The organism is Loktanella sp. 3ANDIMAR09, assembly GCF_001420005.1.
Lineage (GTDB): Bacteria > Pseudomonadota > Alphaproteobacteria > Rhodobacterales > Rhodobacteraceae > Loktanella.
In genome coordinates, this window is record NZ_LJAK01000014.1 from 71,241 (window position 1) to 86,629 (window position 15,389).

20 protein-coding genes and 2 tRNA genes are annotated in these 15,389 nt (G+C 62.5%); 13 read left to right on the top strand and 9 right to left on the bottom strand.

Annotation, left to right across the window (positions count from 1 at the left end; translation table 11 throughout):
• Positions 1–7: 7 nt before the first annotated feature.
• Positions 8–1,309 carry an O-acetylhomoserine aminocarboxypropyltransferase/cysteine synthase family protein gene (locus AN189_RS16300; protein ID WP_056038368.1) on the bottom strand — a complete coding sequence of 434 codons (1,302 nt, stop codon included), beginning with the start codon at positions 1,307–1,309 and terminating at the stop codon, positions 8–10.
• A gap of 83 nt (positions 1,310–1,392) precedes the next feature.
• Between AN189_RS16300 and AN189_RS16305 the strand changes: the two genes are divergently transcribed.
• Positions 1,393–1,806, top strand: a complete 414-nt coding sequence (locus AN189_RS16305) for a VOC family protein (RefSeq protein ID WP_056038372.1) — start codon at positions 1,393–1,395, stop codon at positions 1,804–1,806.
• Between the two features lie 80 nt (positions 1,807–1,886).
• On the opposite strand, the gene AN189_RS16310 is transcribed toward AN189_RS16305, so the two are convergent.
• The 4 genes from AN189_RS16310 to AN189_RS16325 form a co-directional block, all read right to left on the bottom strand.
• Positions 1,887–2,876, bottom strand: coding sequence for a hypothetical protein (locus tag AN189_RS16310; RefSeq protein ID WP_056038375.1), 990 nt, complete (start codon positions 2,874–2,876; stop codon positions 1,887–1,889).
• Positions 2,877–2,912: 36 nt separating this feature from the next.
• On the bottom strand, positions 2,913–3,506 hold the full coding sequence (locus tag AN189_RS16315; protein WP_056038378.1) for a YjbF family lipoprotein: 594 nt from the start codon (positions 3,504–3,506) through the stop codon (positions 2,913–2,915).
• Positions 3,503–5,629: a YjbH domain-containing protein gene (locus AN189_RS16320; RefSeq protein ID WP_172794933.1), complete on the bottom strand. Its 2,127-nt coding sequence runs from the start codon at positions 5,627–5,629 to the stop codon at positions 3,503–3,505. Before AN189_RS16320 ends, AN189_RS16315 begins: the two co-directional genes overlap by 4 nt.
• A 241-nt stretch (positions 5,630–5,870) precedes the next feature.
• Positions 5,871–5,945: transfer RNA gene (locus tag AN189_RS16325), tRNA-Thr, on the bottom strand.
• 85 nt (positions 5,946–6,030) lie between these two features.
• On the opposite strand from AN189_RS16325, the gene AN189_RS19400 reads away from it, so the two are divergent.
• The 12 genes from AN189_RS19400 to AN189_RS16380 all read left to right on the top strand — a co-directional run bounded on the left by AN189_RS19400 (position 6,031) and on the right by AN189_RS16380 (position 13,464).
• Positions 6,031–6,189 carry a hypothetical protein gene (locus tag AN189_RS19400; protein WP_172794934.1) on the top strand — a complete coding sequence of 53 codons (159 nt, stop codon included), beginning with the start codon at positions 6,031–6,033 and terminating at the stop codon, positions 6,187–6,189.
• A gap of 75 nt (positions 6,190–6,264) precedes the next feature.
• Positions 6,265–7,533, top strand: a complete 1,269-nt coding sequence (gene murA, locus AN189_RS16330; RefSeq protein ID WP_056038385.1) for a UDP-N-acetylglucosamine 1-carboxyvinyltransferase — start codon at positions 6,265–6,267, stop codon at positions 7,531–7,533.
• On the top strand, positions 7,530–8,003 hold the full coding sequence (locus AN189_RS16335) for a DUF2948 family protein (RefSeq protein WP_056038388.1): 474 nt from the start codon (positions 7,530–7,532) through the stop codon (positions 8,001–8,003). Before murA ends, AN189_RS16335 begins: the two co-directional genes overlap by 4 nt.
• Positions 8,004–8,086: 83 nt before the next feature.
• Complete coding sequence (gene hisD / locus AN189_RS16340; protein ID WP_056038431.1) at positions 8,087–9,391, top strand: histidinol dehydrogenase; 1,305 nt, start codon at positions 8,087–8,089, stop codon at positions 9,389–9,391.
• Positions 9,388–9,867: a UPF0262 family protein gene (locus tag AN189_RS16345; protein WP_056038391.1), complete on the top strand. Its 480-nt coding sequence runs from the start codon at positions 9,388–9,390 to the stop codon at positions 9,865–9,867. The genes hisD and AN189_RS16345 overlap by 4 nt, the downstream gene beginning before the upstream one ends.
• A 22-nt stretch (positions 9,868–9,889) precedes the next feature.
• Positions 9,890–10,336 (top strand): low molecular weight phosphatase family protein, encoded by a 447-nt coding sequence (locus AN189_RS16350; RefSeq protein WP_264195000.1) that lies wholly within the window; start codon positions 9,890–9,892, stop codon positions 10,334–10,336.
• A 14-nt stretch (positions 10,337–10,350) separates the two neighbouring features.
• On the top strand, positions 10,351–11,121 hold the full coding sequence (locus AN189_RS16355; protein ID WP_056038437.1) for a glycosyltransferase family 2 protein: 771 nt from the start codon (positions 10,351–10,353) through the stop codon (positions 11,119–11,121).
• A 103-nt stretch (positions 11,122–11,224) separates the two neighbouring features.
• A complete protein-coding gene (gene infA / locus AN189_RS16360) occupies positions 11,225–11,443 on the top strand; it encodes a translation initiation factor IF-1 (protein WP_056038395.1) in 219 nt (72 codons plus the stop codon).
• A gap of 86 nt (positions 11,444–11,529) precedes the next feature.
• A complete protein-coding gene (locus tag AN189_RS16365) occupies positions 11,530–12,123 on the top strand; it encodes a nucleoside triphosphate pyrophosphatase (RefSeq protein WP_056038398.1) in 594 nt (197 codons plus the stop codon).
• The gene (locus AN189_RS16370; RefSeq protein ID WP_056038401.1) at positions 12,120–13,139 is read left to right on the top strand and encodes a ribonuclease E/G; all 1,020 of its coding nucleotides are present in this window, start codon (positions 12,120–12,122) and stop codon (positions 13,137–13,139) included. Before AN189_RS16365 ends, AN189_RS16370 begins: the two co-directional genes overlap by 4 nt.
• Positions 13,139–13,312: a DNA gyrase inhibitor YacG gene (locus tag AN189_RS16375; protein ID WP_056038402.1), complete on the top strand. Its 174-nt coding sequence runs from the start codon at positions 13,139–13,141 to the stop codon at positions 13,310–13,312. Before AN189_RS16370 ends, AN189_RS16375 begins: the two co-directional genes overlap by 1 nt.
• Before the next feature lie 77 nt (positions 13,313–13,389).
• Positions 13,390–13,464: transfer RNA gene (locus tag AN189_RS16380), tRNA-Phe, on the top strand.
• A gap of 94 nt (positions 13,465–13,558) precedes the next feature.
• Here AN189_RS16380 and AN189_RS16385 read toward each other — a convergent pair.
• The 4 genes from AN189_RS16385 to AN189_RS16400 form a co-directional block, all read right to left on the bottom strand.
• The gene (locus AN189_RS16385) at positions 13,559–14,269 is read right to left on the bottom strand and encodes a DUF4145 domain-containing protein (RefSeq protein WP_056038405.1); all 711 of its coding nucleotides are present in this window, start codon (positions 14,267–14,269) and stop codon (positions 13,559–13,561) included.
• Positions 14,270–14,530: 261 nt separating this feature from the next.
• Positions 14,531–14,971: a hypothetical protein gene (locus tag AN189_RS16390; protein ID WP_056038408.1), complete on the bottom strand. Its 441-nt coding sequence runs from the start codon at positions 14,969–14,971 to the stop codon at positions 14,531–14,533.
• Entirely contained in the window at positions 14,968–15,177 is a 210-nt protein-coding gene (locus tag AN189_RS16395; protein WP_157057529.1) for a hypothetical protein, read from the bottom strand. Before AN189_RS16395 ends, AN189_RS16390 begins: the two co-directional genes overlap by 4 nt.
• On the bottom strand, positions 15,174–15,389 hold a 216-nt coding region (locus tag AN189_RS16400), incomplete at its 5' end, for a DUF1353 domain-containing protein (RefSeq protein WP_157057530.1). The genes AN189_RS16395 and AN189_RS16400, both read right to left, overlap by 4 nt.

Sequence of the window (15,389 nt, forward strand, 5' to 3'; positions counted from 1 at the left end):
TCCGTGGTCAGGCCGTGGCCTTGGTCAGGGCCTGATCCAGATCAGCAATCAGGTCGTCCGCGTCCTCGATCCCGATGCTGACACGCACGATTTCGGGGGCGGCACCGGCCGCACGCTGCTGGTTTTCCTGCAACTGCCGGTGCGTGGTGCTGGCAGGATGGATGATCAGGCTGCGCGTATCACCAAGGTTGGCCACGTGGCTGAAGATCTCGAGGCTGTCGATCAGCTTGATGCAGGCCTCGTATCCGCCCTTGACCGCGAATGTGAACAGGCCACCCGCGCCCTTGGGGCAGACCTGCGCGACCCGGTCGAAATACTTTGAACTCTTGAGGCCCGCATAGGTGACGTATTCCACGCGGGGGTCGTCCTCGAGCCATTTTGCGATCTTTTCGGCGTTCTGGACGTGGCGGTCCATGCGTAGCGACAGCGTCTCGATCCCCATCAGCGTGTAATGCGCCGCCTGCGGGTTCATCGTCATGCCCAGATCGCGTAGACCGATGGCGATCCCGTGGAACGTGAACGCCATCGGGCCGAAGGTTTCGGCGAATTTCAGGCCATGATAGGCGGGTTCGGGTTCGGACAGGGACGGGAATTTGCCCGATGCGGCCCAGTCGAATTTGCCCGAATCCACGACGCAACCGCCCGTGACGGTGCCGTTGCCGGTCAGGTATTTCGTGGTCGAATGGACGACCAGCGTGGCACCGTGTTCGATCGGGCGGCACAGGTAGGGGGTCGCCGTCGTGTTGTCGATGATCAGGGGAATGCCCGCGTCATCGGCGATGTCGGCCACGGCGCGCACATCCATGATATAGCCGCCGGGGTTGGCGATCGCCTCGCCGAAAATGGCCTGGGTGTTGTCGTCGATGGCCGCCTTGACCGCGTCCAGATCGTCGAAATCGACGAATGTCGCGGACCAGCCGAACCGTTTGATCGTCTGGGTGAACTGCGTGACCGTGCCGCCGTAAAGGCGCGTGGAGGCTACGATGTTCTTGCCCGGTGCCATCAGCGGAAACAGCGCCATCAGTTGCGCTGCGTGACCTGACGCGCAGCACACGCCGCCGATGCCGCCCTCGAGCGTTGCAATCCGTTCCTGAAGTGCTGCAACCGTGGGATTGGTCAGGCGCGAGTAGATGTAGCCGACCTCTTGCAGGTTAAAGAGCGCCGCTGCGTGGTCCGCGTCGCGGAACACGTAGGCGGTCGTCTGATAGATCGGCACCTGACGCGCGCCGGTGGCGGGATCAGGGCGCGCACCTGCATGGATTTGCAACGTGTCAAAGCCGTAGCTGGGGCCGTTGGGGTCTGTGGACATGGGGTTTCCTCCGGGCTTATGGTTGGCGGCACGCTAGCGCCACGCCAGCATCAATTCAACGTCCCATGCCAAAAGGTCCCGCCATGCCCGTTCCGTTTCATTTCGCCTATCACGTCACGGATCTGGATGCTGCGCGGGCGTTCTACGGTGGGGTGCTGGGTGCTGCAGAAGGGCGTTCGACCGAGACATGGGTCGATTTTGATTTCTACGGTCACCAGCTGAGCCTGCATCTGGGCGCGCCGTTTGCGAATGCGCCAACGGGAAAGGTGGGCGATCACATGGTGCCCATGCCGCATTTCGGTGTCGTGCTGCCGCTGGATGAATGGACGGCGCTGGCCGGACGGCTGGAAGAGGAACAGACCGATTTCATCCTTGCGCCATCCGTGCGGTTCAAGGGTGAGCCGGGCGAACAATGGACGATGTTTTTCCGCGATCCGTCGGGAAACCCCATCGAAATCAAGGGCTACGCCGCTAGCAGTGGAATATTCGCGACCTGAAGTGCGCTGATTTTTCTGCGAAAAATCAGGGGGCCCACGGGTTGCTGCCGGGCGCGGTCCGATTTTTCGCGAAAAATCGGCTACCGGATCCAGTAACCTGCGGATTTGATCCGGTTACGCAGCTGTTGTTCGCGGCGCGGCAGATCGTTTCGGTCGAACATCTCGCGGACCTTCTGGCCGCGGGACTGATAGATCATCCGCTTGAAGGCTTCATGCTTCTTGAGGTGTTTCTTGATCTTGTTGGGGGCGCTGACCTCCTCAACGACGGCAATCGCCTTGTCACTCTCGCGGGCATACATCAGCGGCATCAGCCGCCAATGGCAGGTGATGTCGCCGTCCAGACCGTCCAATTCCGGTCCTGGCCTGCCACCGCCAAGGCTGTGGATCACCAGCGGCAGCGCCACCTGATCAAGCCATGGGTCCAGCGGCTGGATGACCAGTTCTGGTGGCCGGTCATCGCGGATGGCGAGCGACATGTCCAGAAACCGTGCCAGAAACGCCTGCGGATCAGATCCCAGAAACCAGCCCGCGTTGAAATACAGGTAGCGCTGCCAGTATTCATCCGGCTGCTCGGTATCGAGGCTGCTTTCGAAATCCAGCCCGAACTTGTCGTAGAGCGATTTCCAGATCGCGGTGTAGCCCGGCCAGTAAAGCTCTTCCTGCGGCCAGGTCCCTTCTCGCCGCATCGAGGCTGTTGGCCGGGTGAAATCGATCTGCATCCCGCCGATATCGTCGAGGATCAGCGTGTCGCTGTCAAAAAAGATGAACGGCTCACCGGGGGGGAGGGTCGCCAGTCCTTCGATCTTGTTGCCATAAGGATAGGCCGCGCCAAAGTGGACGCTGTGGAACGGGGCGATTTCGGCCCCCAGTTCGGTCAGCGCCTCTGCGATGTCGGGATCGATGCGCGGATCATCCGGCCAGAGGGGGCCGGGCTGCGGTTCGGCCACGATGACGCGTCCGGCAAAGGACGGGGCGCGCGCGCGCAAGGAGGCCACGAACAAAAGCGCCTCGTATTGCAGGCGACCGCGTTGTCCGACGATCATGATGTTGAATGGCTGCCGGGTGGTCATGTCGTCACCCCGTGTTCCGCGCGTGCCGGTTCATGGTCAGTTCCGGATCGTTTCGGTGATGATCGGTCCGACGGCTGCGCCAATGAATTGCTGCGATTGGACGACCCGGCCGCCCGCCGTCCAGTAGATATTGGGCGTCTGCTGGTCGTTACCTGTGCAGGTTTCGGTCCACATCTGCGCCGCGTAGGTCGTGCCATAGAGCGTCAGCGCCTGGTCCGCGGGGCCGGACATGGTGCAACGCTGCGCGCGCAGCACGGTCTGGTTTTCGGCGTTCTGATAGCTGAACCTGCGGTCATAGGCGCGCGGACCACCCACCAGGGCTGCGACCGTGCCGTCGATGTCGCTGTGCATCAGATCGGTGCCCATGCCGCGTGTTGCCGTCACCACGCCGTTGATCATCGACAGAGTGATCGCATCCGGTGTGGCCCAGGTCGTCACCGGACCGTTCGCCGCGACCGGGACCGCCGTGGCGGCATAGGGGGCATGCGGCAGCTCGATCAGGACCATCGGTGTTGTCACCGACGCGATGAACGCGGGCGTCACCTTCGCGCGCAGGTCGATATAGGGGGCCGGCGCGCAGGCGGTCAGACCGCAGGCGGCAAGGGCAATGATTTGGATCAGCTTGGTCATCGCCAGAATTGTCCCCAGGTCCGTTGCAGGTCGTCGGTGCGGCTGTCCTCGATCAGCGGATACAGGCGGTCCTGCACCGACAGCCGTGCGCCACCGTCACGCAGGATGGGCTGGATCAGCACGGGCCGGGACCGGCGCATGTCCTGTCCCGTCAGGAAATCGAACGGGATGGTGACGCGGATCCCCTTGTCGAACGAACCTTCGCCGAAATCATCAAAAGAGACGTCGGTCAGGGTGGCATATGCCTCGACGTTCCAGCCGTTGTCGAACCGGCGCCCCACGGTCAGCGTGCCACCGTCGTCACCGGCCAGATAGCGCCCAAGGTCGAGTTGTGTGAAATACCCGTCGTCGAAATCATAATAGGCCGACAGATGGCCCGTTGTGACCGTATAGTCGCGCAGACCCAGACGCTGGTCAAAGTCACGCTGGCGCACCCGGTTCAGTTCGGCACCCAGCGCGTAACGTCGCCCGGCAGGGGCCCACAGCAGCTCCGTCGAGACGCCGGCAAAGCCGTATTCCAGATAGCCTGCCGTGGCGCGGCCATAAAGATCCGTGCCGGGGCGAAACAGGTAGGACGCGGTCAGACGGTTCAGCGTCGTCTGTTCGCGGTCATAGATGTTCTTTTCGCTGCGCACGCGCGGTAGCACCGAATTCGATGGCCGCGTCGCATCATCAAGGTTGCCCAGCAGTTTGCTGCGGATGTCACCAGACAGCCGCAGGCCGGGCGTGAGGTCCAGATCGGCCGTCAGGCTCAGCCCGCCTGCAAGCCTGACGGGCGAGTCCGGATCGAACAGCGAGGTGCTGATGAACGGTGCAATCCCGAAGTCGAGGCGCGGAAACGGATCGGCCGTCGGCGGCACGGCGGCGGGGCTCGTGTCGATTCCGGCGCGCGCATAGCTTGCGAATGCCGCATCGGCGTCGAATTCCAGATCGGTCAGGTCAGACCGGCGCAGCGTTGCGCTGACCACGGGCAGGTTGCGCCGCATGACCACGATCTCGTAGCGGGTGATGCTGTCGGGCAGGGTGTAGGTCAGGGTGCGTGCCGTGCGGCCGATAGCCTGACTGTCGGTGCGGTAGGTGTCGTTGACGATGGCCACGCGGGCCAGATCACCGCGCAGCGTCAGACCGTAGAGCGTGATATCCTGTTCGGACAGGGCCGCGGCGGTTGCCGTCTGCGGGCCGCGGGCCTGTGGGTCGGTCGCTGCATCCCAACTGGCGGCCGCGCCTGTGCCTTGTGCGCGCACAGGCAGGGGGGCCGTGTTGTTGATATTGCCGTCGCGCCGGACCTTTGGGTTGATGTTGTAGCTAAGGTTGATCGCGGCCTCTGACCCATAGAGGTAGGCACCGGTCAGGCGCAGACCGGGATGCAGGTCATAGCTGACGGCGACATTGACCGGAGATTTGACGTCAAAGGCCGTGCCGTCCTCGAACGGATAGGCGTCGGATGAATATTCCACGGTCGCCAGCGTTCGGTCGTTGATCCGGTATTGCAGGCCGCCGAACAGGGCCGCGTCGCCCCGGAACCACTCGATGCTGTCGACCTCGCCGCCAGTGCTGGACGCGGTGCGGGCACCGCGCGCATCAAAGCTGTCGGAGAGTATCCCCAGCGGATTGTCGAACCCGCCCTGGGTGCCGAACCGGCCCCATCCCAGTCCCAGCGTGGCACGCAGGTCGGGAGTCAGACTCTTGGAGGCGACGATGTATTCGCTCTCGAAAAATCCGGTCCCGAGGAAATCGTTCAGACCGACGGCAACGGCGGGACGAAAGCGGCCCTCATCCATGATCCGGTAGTGCAACGAAAAGCTGCGGTCGAAGACGAAATCGAACACCGCGCGGTCGGACGCGCTGCCGCCCGGGCGAATATCATAAAGCTGGTTGTAGCGAAAACTGGTGGACAGACGCGGCGTCAGCTGAAACGTCAGCGCGCTGCGCGTGGTGTTGGTGAACCGGGTGTAGGACAGTCCGATGTCGGCATCGGCCGGCGAATGTGCAGAGGGCATGTCGATCAGGCCCGGCGTGCCGCGCAGGTTGGTGCCATACGACAGCTGCTGCGCCTGTGCGGCGGATGCAAGCATGGCCGCCATGGCCACGCCGCACATCGCACGTGCCCAGACGGTTGCCACATCAGCCCTGCCGTTTTGCTGTTTCAATTGGCTCACCCCGTTCACGACCAGCGGTATCCGGCATCATACACCATCTGCCAGTCTGCACCCACCTCTTGCTAACCATCGAAACGGCCGGATTGAACGGCTCTTTGCACAAAAGTGGTTTTTCGTTCCCGTGTGACGTTATCCCGGCACAGTCTGCAAAAAGATGCGCGTAATCCTCGAACGATTGGCCAGACGCCTCACTGAGATTGGGGGATGGTGCTGTGAGAGAGGATTGAACTCTCGACCTCACCCTTACCAAGGGTGTGCTCTGCCACTGAGCTACCACAGCATCCGTGGGCGGGGAATTAGCGAATAGCTTTGCGGGGTGCAAGCCCCGTCTGGACGCTTTTTCGCGGGAAGGCTAGAACAACTGCATGACAGAGAAATCACAGGCACCACAGGCGCGCGCCGCGCGCCCCGAAAAGGCATCCACGCGCGAGGAGCGGCTCAAGGCCGCGCTCAAGGCAAACATGGCCAAGCGCAAGGCGCAGGCACGGGCGCGGGCGGCGCAGGACATGGGCGACGACGACTGACCTGGCCGCGCTGGACCTGCGGCGACTGTCGCTGTAACACCGCGCGGCAGACATAGACCAAGTTAGGGCAATCACATGGATTCCATCGTCGTCACGGGCGGCAAGCCGCTGAACGGTCAGATTCCGATTGCGGGGGCCAAGAATGCGGCGCTGACACTGATGCCCGCGACCCTGCTGTCCGAAGAGCCGCTGACGCTGACCAATGTGCCGCGCCTGTCGGACATCAAGACGATGACCGCCCTGCTTGAGTCGCTGGGCGTCGAGGTGACGTCGATGCAGGGCGGCAAGGTCCAGGTCCTGTCGAGCCACGACATGACCTCGACCACGGCCGATTATGAAATCGTGCGCAAGATGCGGGCGTCCAACCTCGTGCTTGGTCCGCTGCTGGCGCGGCACCACAAGGCGGTGGTGTCTCTGCCCGGTGGCTGTGCAATCGGGGCGCGGCCGATGGACATTCATATCGACGCACTCGAACTGATGGGTGCCACGATCGAACTGCGCGACGGTTATTTGCATGCGACCGCCAGCGGCGGGTTGAAGGGCGCGCGCGTCCCGCTGCGGTTCGCCAGCGTCGGGGCCACCGAAAACGTGCTGATGGCCGCGACCCTGGCCAAGGGCACGACCGTGATCGAGAACGCCGCGCGCGAGCCGGAAATCGTGGACCTTGCGCGGTGTCTGCGGGCGATGGGCGCGCAGATCGCGGGTGAGGGCACGTCAACCATCGAAATCCAGGGTGTCGACAAGCTGGGCGCTGCAACGCACCCCGTGGTGACGGACCGGATCGAACTGGGGACCTACATGCTGGCCCCGGTATTCTGCGGCGGCGAGGTGGAATGCCTGGGCGGCCGCATGGAACTGGTGACGGCATTTGCGGAAAAGCTGGATCTGGCGGGTGTCGACGTGGCCGAAACCGAAGCAGGGCTGAAGGTAAAGCTGCGCGGCGACCGTCCCCGGGCGGTTGATGTGATCACGGAACCTTTCCCCGGTTTTCCGACCGATTTGCAGGCGCAGATGATGGCGATGCTGTGCCTCGCGGATGGCACCAGCGTGCTGGAAGAAAAGATTTTCGAGAACCGGTTCATGCACGCGCCAGAGCTGATCCGGATGGGGGCCGACATCGAGGTGCAGGGCGGTCAGGCGACCGTGCGCGGGGTCGACCGTCTGAAGGGCGCACCCGTCATGGCCACCGATTTGCGCGCCAGCGTGTCGCTGATCCTGGCCGGACTGGCCGCCGAGGGCGAGACAACCGTGAACCGGGTTTACCACCTGGATCGCGGCTATGAGCATGTCGAGGAAAAGCTGAGCGCCGTGGGCGCACAGATCGCAAGGGTGCCGGGCGTATGACGGATGCGAGATTCGAGGATGGCGCGGAAAAGCCGCTGCGCCTGATGGCATGGGATGCGGCCGATTTGCAGGTCGTGGCCTCGCTTGCGCAGGATTCGGTTTTTCCGGCCTCCGAAATGCGCTGGACCCCGGCCGAACGCCGTTTTGCCGTGTTGCTCAACCGGTTCCGCTGGGAGGACAAGGGCAGTCTGGCCCCCGGTCACCGGCCGGAGCGGGTGCAGTCGGTCTTGTTGATCGAGGACGTGACAGGCGTCAAGAGCCAGGGTGTGCCCAAGGGTGATGCCGACACGATCCTGTCGCTGCTGGATATCACATTCGAACCCGGCCCCGACGGCACGGGCGCGGTCGTGCTGACGCTGGCGGGGGACGGTGTGATTTCCTGCGGCGTCGAGGCGCTGGGCGTGGTGTTGAAAGATGTGACACGGCCCTATGTCGCGGTTTCAGGCAAGGTCCCGCATCATCCGGATTGACTGCGTCTGATTTGACTGGCGGCTGTGCCGCGCATGATTGTTGATTTGCCCAACGGCACCACGGGTGCCTGATGAGGGACCCGATGCCCGATTTTCTGAACTATGATGACGCCGATTTCGAAGCCCGCTTTGTGGCGCTGCTGACCGCCAAACGCGAGGATTCGCCCGATGTGGACGATGCTGTCGCCGCCATCATTGCCCAGGTTCGGGCGCAGGGTGACGCGGCGCTGATTGCGCTGACCGAAAAATACGACCGTCTGACGCTGACGCCGGATACCTTGCGGATTTCAACCGCCGAGGTCGATGCCGCCTGTGCGCAGGTCAGCGATGACGACCGGGCAGCACTGGAACTGGCCGCTGACCGCATCAGGGCCTATCACGCACGCCAACTGCCCGAGGATGCCCAGTGGCAGGACGAGGCCGGTGCGACGCTGGGCTGGCGCTGGACGCCTGTGTCTGCCGCGGGTCTCTATGTGCCGGGGGGGCTGGCCAGCTATCCGTCGTCCGTTTTGATGAATGCGGTTCCGGCCAAGGTGGCGGGCGTGGGGCGTCTGGCGATGGTCGTGCCCAGCCCCGACGGTGTGCTGAACCCGCTGGTGTTGATGGCGGCACGCATCGCGGGCGTCGATGAAATCTACCGGATCGGCGGCGCGCAGGCGATTGCGGCACTGGCCTATGGCACGCAAACCATCGCACCGGTGGACAAGATCACGGGACCGGGCAACGCATTCGTTGCCGCGGCCAAACGCCGTGTGTTCGGCAAGGTCGGCATCGACATGATCGCGGGCCCGTCCGAAATTCTGGTGATTGCCGATGCGGATAACGACCCCGACTGGATCGCGCTGGACCTGTTGTCGCAGGCCGAACATGACGAAAGCGCCCAATCCATCCTGATCACTACCGACGCGGCCTTTGGCCGGGCGGTGGCGGATGCGGTGACGGCGCGACTGCAAACGCTGGAACGGCGCAAGATCGCAGGGGCAAGCTGGCGTGATTTTGGCGCGATCATCACGGTGCCCGATCTGGACGTGGCAGTTGCCCTGTCGGACCGGATCGCGCCGGAACACCTGGAGTTGTGCGTGAATGACGCCGAGGCGCTGGCGGCGCGGATCACGCACGCGGGTGCAATCTTTGTCGGTGGCTGGACGCCAGAGGCGATCGGCGACTACATTGGGGGTCCGAACCACGTGCTGCCCACCGCCCGGTCAGCGCGGTTTTCAAGTGGATTGTCCGTGATGGATTTTGTCAAACGCACCACCATCGCCCGCATGACGCCGCAGGCACTGGCGGCTGTCGGTCCTTCTGCGGTGCGATTGGCCACCTCCGAAAGCCTGGAGGCGCACGGCCTGAGCGTGCAGGCCCGGCTGGATCGGTTGAACCAGTCATGAGCCGGATCGTCACCATCAACCTCGATGACAGCGGGCTGCCGGCACCCTCTGCCGAAATCGAGCAGGAACGCCGGGTCGCGATTTTCGATCTGCTGGAGGACAACACCTTTGTGCTGCCCGCCAAGGATGGCCGCAAGGTCCCGCCGGGCCCATACGATCTGGCGCTGTCGATCCGTGATCGTCGGCTGGTGTTTGATGTCAAGGACGCCAATCTGGGCGAGGCGGGGGCGTTTCACCTGTCGCTGGGACCGTTCCGTCAGGTCGTCAAAGACTATTTCCAGATCTGCGAGAGCTATTTCGATGCGGTGAAAACCGCAGCCCCCAGCCAGATTGAAACCATCGACATGGCGCGGCGCGGCATCCACAACGAGGGTGCACGCGTGTTGCAGGAACGTCTGGACGGCAAGGCCGAGGTCGACATCGACACGGCGCGTCGATTGTTCACGCTGATCTGCGTGTTGCATTTTGGCGGCTGACGGCAAACCTCCGGCGGCAAGCCTGCCGCAATCGGTCCTGTTTTGCTGCGACCACAACGCCGTGCGTTCGCCCATGGCCGAGGGCATCATGAAAAAGATGTATGGCACACGCGCCTACATCCAGTCTGTCGGTGTCAACAACGACATGGAAATCGACGGTTTCGCGATCACCGTCTGCGCCGAAATCGGGGTCGAACTGGAACGCCACCGGTCGCGCAGCTTCGACGAGATGGAAGACTGGGGCGATGATCTGTCGTCGTTCGATCTGGTGCTGGCCTTGTCGCCCGCCAGTCAGCGGCGCGCGCTGGATCTGACGCAGTTCTATCACTTGGACGTCGAATACTGGCCTTTGCTGGACCCGACCGGCATGGGCGACAACCGCGAGGAAAAGCTCGCGCTTTATCGTCAGACGCGCGACCAGATCGTGCGCCACCTGCAAGAGCGGTTCGGCCCGCCCTGCGCGGAATGACCGATCCCGCCTGCATGAAAATCTCGATCATCACTGCGGTCTATAACGCGGCGGCCACCGTGGGGCAGGCTGTTGCCAGCGTTGATGCGCAGACGGGTGTTGATGTGGAACACATCATTGTCGACGGTCTGTCGCAGGACGACACGCTGGCGGTCATAGCAGGCGCGGGGCAGGGCGGTCGCATCGTGATCTCCGAGGCGGATCGCGGTATCTATGACGCGATCAACAAGGGGATCGCCCGCGCGACCGGGGATGTGATCGGGGTCGTCCATGCGGACGATTATCTGGCCGATGACCATGTCCTGTCCGATATTGCAGCCATTTTTGCCGATCCCGCGGTCGAGGCCGTCTATGGTGATCTGGATTATGTTCAGAAAACCGATACGCGCCGGATCGTGCGGCATTGGCAGGCCGGTGCGTATCGACCAGCACGACTGCGGCGCGGTTGGATGCCACCGCATCCGACCTTGTTTCTGCGGGCGGCGGTCTTTGACCGGATCGGTGGCTATGATCCTGCACTGCGGATCGCGGCGGATTATGACCTGATCCTGCGCTATTTCAGCACGACCACGGCACATCCGGTCTATCTGCCACGCGTGCTGGTCAAGATGCGGGTGGGCGGCGAAAGCAACCGGTCGCTGGACCGAATCCTTTTGAAAATGCGCGAGGATCGTCTGGCCTTGCGGCGCAACGGGATCGGGGGCTGGGGCACGATCGCGGTCAAGAACCTGTCCAAGCTGCGCCAGTTCCTGCCGTTTCTGTGGGGACAGGGCCGCGCGTCCTGACGTCCCATGCCTCTGACCCGTATTTCCCCTTGAAAACCCGTTCAATCAGGCGCATCTAGGCGCGGTCCCCGGATACCGGGGCAAAGCAATCACAGGAGACCACATGGCCAAGGATGAACTTCTCGAATTTCCGGGCGTCGTGAAGGAACTGCTGCCGAATGCGACATTCCGGGTCGAGTTGGAAAACGGCCATGAGATCATCGCACATACGGCTGGCAAGATGCGCAAGAACCGCATCCGTGTCCTCGCGGGCGACAAGGTGCAGGTCGAAATGACCCCCTACGATCTGACCAAGGGTCGGATCAATTATCGTTTCAAATAGGTCGAAACCAACGGTTTCGGCCCGTGCGGGTCTGCGGATCGCAGGGCGATCTGCATCCGTCACCCGGCACATGAACGGGTGAAATTATGTCAAACCCCTCAAAACCCCGCCTGATCCTCGGCTCTGGCTCGCCCCGGCGGCTGGAGCTTTTGGCGCAGATCGGCGTGGTGCCTGACGCGGTGCTGCCGCCGGATGTGGACGAATCCGTGCATGCGGGCGAGCTGCCGCGCGACTACGTCAAGCGGATCGCCCGCGCCAAGGTGGATGCCGTGCCGGGTGACGATGCCATCGTGCTCTGTGCCGATACGACGGTCGCCGCGGGGCGGCGGATCATGGGCAAGCCTGCCGATATCGACGAGGCACGGGCATTTCTGACCTTGTTGTCGGGGCGTCGCCACAACGTCATCACAGCGATGGCGGTCAAACGCGGTGATCGTGTCTGGACGCGGGATGTGCAGACGGCTGTGCGCATGAAACGTCTGTCTGTGACCGAGATGGACGCCTATCTGGCGACCGATGATTGGCGCGGCAAGGCTGGTGGTTATGCCATTCAGGGACCCGCCGGCGCATTTATCCCTTGGTTGAACGGCAGTTTCACCGGCGTTGTCGGCCTGCCTCTGGCCGAAGCCGCCACGTTGCTGATGGCCGCAGGCTATCCTGTTTATGGAGATCCCCGATGAAGGGCCGCACGATCGTTCTGGATCATTTCAACGGCGCAGAAGCCGCCGCATTGATGGTGGACGGACAGCTGGACGACCTGCTGGTCGACGCCGTCGACGCCCCGCGACCGGGTGCCATTTTCCGCGCGATCTGCGACCGCCCGCTCAAGGGGCAGGGGGGCATGATGCTGCGCTTGCCCGATGGCGAGACAGCCTTTCTGCGGCAGGGACGCGGCCTGAAGCCGGGCCAGCCTATGCTGGTGCAGGTGACCGGCTATGCCACCGACGGCAAGGCGGTGCCCGTGACCGATCGTGTGCTGTTCAAGAGCCGCTACGCGATTGTCACGCCGGGAAAACCGGGGGTCAACATCTCGCGCCAGATCGCTGATGATGATGAACGCGACAGGCTGAAACTGGTTGCGTTGGAAAATTACGACAGCGACATGGGATTGATCCTGCGGTCGTCCTGCGAAGGTGCCGAAGCCTCTGATATCATCGAGGATATCGCGGCGATGCATGATCTGGCCCTGGCCGTGATGGATGACGCAGAGAGCGCAGGCCCCGAGGCACTGACCGAAGGTGACGGGCCACATGCGCTGGCCTGGCGCGAATGGACCCGCCCGGCCGAGGTCGTCACCCGTGACGGCAGCTTTGCCGAGCTGGGTGTGCTGGATCAGATCGACAGCCTTGGCCAGCCACGCGTCGCGCTGGACGGCGGGTCGATGTATGTCGAGGCGACACGCGCCTTGGTCGCCGTGGATGTGAATACCGGCGGCGATACCTCGCCCGCTGCCGCGCTCAAGGCGAACCTGTCGGCGGCACGTCTGCTGCCGCGCGCCTTGCGCCTGCGTGGTTTCGGCGGGCAGATCGCCGTCGATTTTGCCCCCATGTCCAAGGCGCATCGCAGGCAGGTCGAACAGGCGCTGCGCGCGGCATTTCGTGCGGACGCCGTCGAGACATCGCTGGTGGGATGGACCACGATGGGCCTGTTCGAGTTGCAGCGCAAACGTGAACGTCTGCCGTTCGAGGTGTCGTGATGGCCTGCCCGATCTGTGACCGCGAAACCGACCCCAAGCTGCGTCCGTTCTGTTCAAAACGCTGCGCGGACATCGATCTGGCCCGCTGGTTCAGCGGTTCTTATGCGATCCCCGCCGCCCCCGAAGAGCAGGGTGACGACGATGTTTGGGACGGTTCTGAAAAACCTCACTAATTCGCGTCAAAAGGCTCTGGACACCCCGCCATTCCTTGCCTAGAACGCCGCTACCCGACGGAAATATCCGTCCCGGTGCCCGGGTAGCTCAGGGGTAGAGCAGTGGATTGAAAATCCTCGTGTCGGTGGTTCGATTCCGCCCCTGGGCACCATTTCATATCAACTAAACTGTCGCAGTGCGTGTTGTGTTCGTGTGGCGCGCCGCCAGCTTTGAGACAGATTTACACCAGCTTTGAGACATCAAATTCAGTTTTTAACGGCTGCGGCTTTATCAGCGCGGCGCTTTTCGATGCGTGCGGGCAGCGAGAACGCCATGTTGAAGAACATCTTTAGGAACGCAATGTACTCGGCCGCTTCGGTTACGCTGCCTTCACCATCATGAACAGCGGCATTGCGATCGAGGCGAATGTCGTGTGCCCAGTCCTTGATCGCAGACGTGATGACGCCCTCGGCATGCAGCGCCTCGATCCGTTTATAAAGCGACAGCTTTGTATCTGTCTGGTCGAGTTCACGCAGGGCGAGTTCGAGCACGGTGCCGCACGTGGTCAGGGCGATTGCTGACCCAAAGCCTTGGCGCTGCATCGTCTGGGCGTCTGCAAAATGGGACCGCAGCTTTTCGGGCCAAGACGGGTCCTGCTCGGATGCGACCGGGGTGGGGTAGTACGCCGTAACGGTTATCGTACTTTCGCCGCCTAGTAGCGCACCTTCGCCCGCCTTGATGATCGACTTAATGGCCTCGTGAGCACTACGTCGGGCCTCGTAAAAAATGATGGTCGGTTTGAAACATTTGCCACATTGCGTGTGCGCACTGGCGGTCACCTTGTCTGAGCTGCTCACCGTTAAGCCCATTGGACCGCGACAAATATCGTTCGGGTCCTTTGGTGCGTGTAGCTTGGCGACTTCCTCGGGGGTGCGTCCGCGATAATCAAATACGCTGTGGAACGCGAAATCGACCATCTGATTGCAATGGCCGCAGGTCAGTGAGCAGGTGAACATAGGTTTTCTTTCTCTTTGCGCCCGGAATTTGAAAAGCCCTGTCGAACGTAGGCGATGCGCATACATTCCGATAGGGCCATCATCACGGTATCATTTCCGAACTCGCTGCACAGTGCCCCAAGTGCCGTGGTCAGCGCCGGTTGATCCGCACAGTGGGCTTTGAAGACTTCATGCACAGCATCTTCGCACGTCCTTCGTTGGGATATGGTCGGTGTAGACATCCTACTGCTCCCTTGGTTCTGTGTTGATATCAGCTTGGGCGCGCGTCCCCTGCACCTCTGTAATCGTTCGCATCTGCCGCATAGGGACTTTGCCGAACAGCAGGACCCTCCGGGTGGTGGTCAGGTAGTAAGGCGGACCAGCTTCCAGGCATTTGTCGGCCCAAGCGCCCAGGTCGTAGGTCACCGTGTTTCCGCTCACCACCTGGTAGTGCGCGATCCGCCATGCGCCGGACGAGCACTCGAATTCCTCTCCGTCGATCAGGGTGATTTCTGCGTTCCATTCCGCCGTGACAGAGCCATAAGGAACCTCGCGAACGTACTGCACTGTCCGACCGGTCACGGTCATCGAGATATCCCGTAGGAACAGGCTGGACGGGATGAACAGCCAGCCCAAGAATACCAGAACGATCAGCGTGGATAGCACATCAAGGAAGCGGTTCATTTCAAGCCCCCCAAGCCCTTCCAGGCTGCTGTCATGGTGATGATGGCGCCCGCCACCCACAGGATCACACGGCCGGTCAGTTTGCCTGCTCGCACGGCCTCGAGGAGATCATCGATCTGGGATGCGCGAGAGGGTTTTCCTGGTGCGCGCGGCTTGATAAAGAAATCATGCAGATCGTCTAGTTTTTCGCGTTCTTCGTCGTTCATGACCATTTCCATAAAATGACAGCCAGCAGCATGGCGAGGCGTTTGAATGGACCGACGCCGTCGGCGCGCAGGGCTTCGTGAAACACGGCACCCGCAGTGACGCGGTCCCAGCCACGGGCCAGCAGTTCGTCGTGCAAGGCAGCAGCCTTGAGATAGCGGGAGTCGTGCGGGTCGATCAGCCACTGCAGACCGCGTGGGACCGACACGTCGAA

What these genes read in the sequence shown, in the direction of transcription:
- AN189_RS16300 (WP_056038368.1), bottom strand. Translation starts at nt 1,309, where the DNA reads ATGTCCACAGACCCCAACGGCCCCAGCTACGGCTTTGACACGTTGCAA.
- AN189_RS16305 (WP_056038372.1), top strand. Translation starts at nt 1,393, where the DNA reads ATGCCCGTTCCGTTTCATTTCGCCTATCACGTCACGGATCTGGATGCT.
- AN189_RS16310 (WP_056038375.1), bottom strand. Translation starts at nt 2,876, where the DNA reads ATGACCACCCGGCAGCCATTCAACATCATGATCGTCGGACAACGCGGT.
- AN189_RS16315 (WP_056038378.1), bottom strand. Translation starts at nt 3,506, where the DNA reads ATGACCAAGCTGATCCAAATCATTGCCCTTGCCGCCTGCGGTCTGACC.
- AN189_RS19400 (WP_172794934.1), top strand. Translation starts at nt 6,031, where the DNA reads ATGACAGAGAAATCACAGGCACCACAGGCGCGCGCCGCGCGCCCCGAA.
- murA (WP_056038385.1), top strand. Translation starts at nt 6,265, where the DNA reads ATGGATTCCATCGTCGTCACGGGCGGCAAGCCGCTGAACGGTCAGATT.
- AN189_RS16335 (WP_056038388.1), top strand. Translation starts at nt 7,530, where the DNA reads ATGACGGATGCGAGATTCGAGGATGGCGCGGAAAAGCCGCTGCGCCTG.
- hisD (WP_056038431.1), top strand. Translation starts at nt 8,087, where the DNA reads ATGCCCGATTTTCTGAACTATGATGACGCCGATTTCGAAGCCCGCTTT.
- AN189_RS16345 (WP_056038391.1), top strand. Translation starts at nt 9,388, where the DNA reads ATGAGCCGGATCGTCACCATCAACCTCGATGACAGCGGGCTGCCGGCA.
- AN189_RS16355 (WP_056038437.1), top strand. Translation starts at nt 10,351, where the DNA reads ATGAAAATCTCGATCATCACTGCGGTCTATAACGCGGCGGCCACCGTG.
- infA (WP_056038395.1), top strand. Translation starts at nt 11,225, where the DNA reads ATGGCCAAGGATGAACTTCTCGAATTTCCGGGCGTCGTGAAGGAACTG.
- AN189_RS16365 (WP_056038398.1), top strand. Translation starts at nt 11,530, where the DNA reads ATGTCAAACCCCTCAAAACCCCGCCTGATCCTCGGCTCTGGCTCGCCC.
- AN189_RS16370 (WP_056038401.1), top strand. Translation starts at nt 12,120, where the DNA reads ATGAAGGGCCGCACGATCGTTCTGGATCATTTCAACGGCGCAGAAGCC.
- AN189_RS16375 (WP_056038402.1), top strand. Translation starts at nt 13,139, where the DNA reads ATGGCCTGCCCGATCTGTGACCGCGAAACCGACCCCAAGCTGCGTCCG.
- AN189_RS16385 (WP_056038405.1), bottom strand. Translation starts at nt 14,269, where the DNA reads ATGGTCGATTTCGCGTTCCACAGCGTATTTGATTATCGCGGACGCACC.
- AN189_RS16390 (WP_056038408.1), bottom strand. Translation starts at nt 14,971, where the DNA reads ATGAACCGCTTCCTTGATGTGCTATCCACGCTGATCGTTCTGGTATTC.
- AN189_RS16395 (WP_157057529.1), bottom strand. Translation starts at nt 15,177, where the DNA reads ATGAACGACGAAGAACGCGAAAAACTAGACGATCTGCATGATTTCTTT.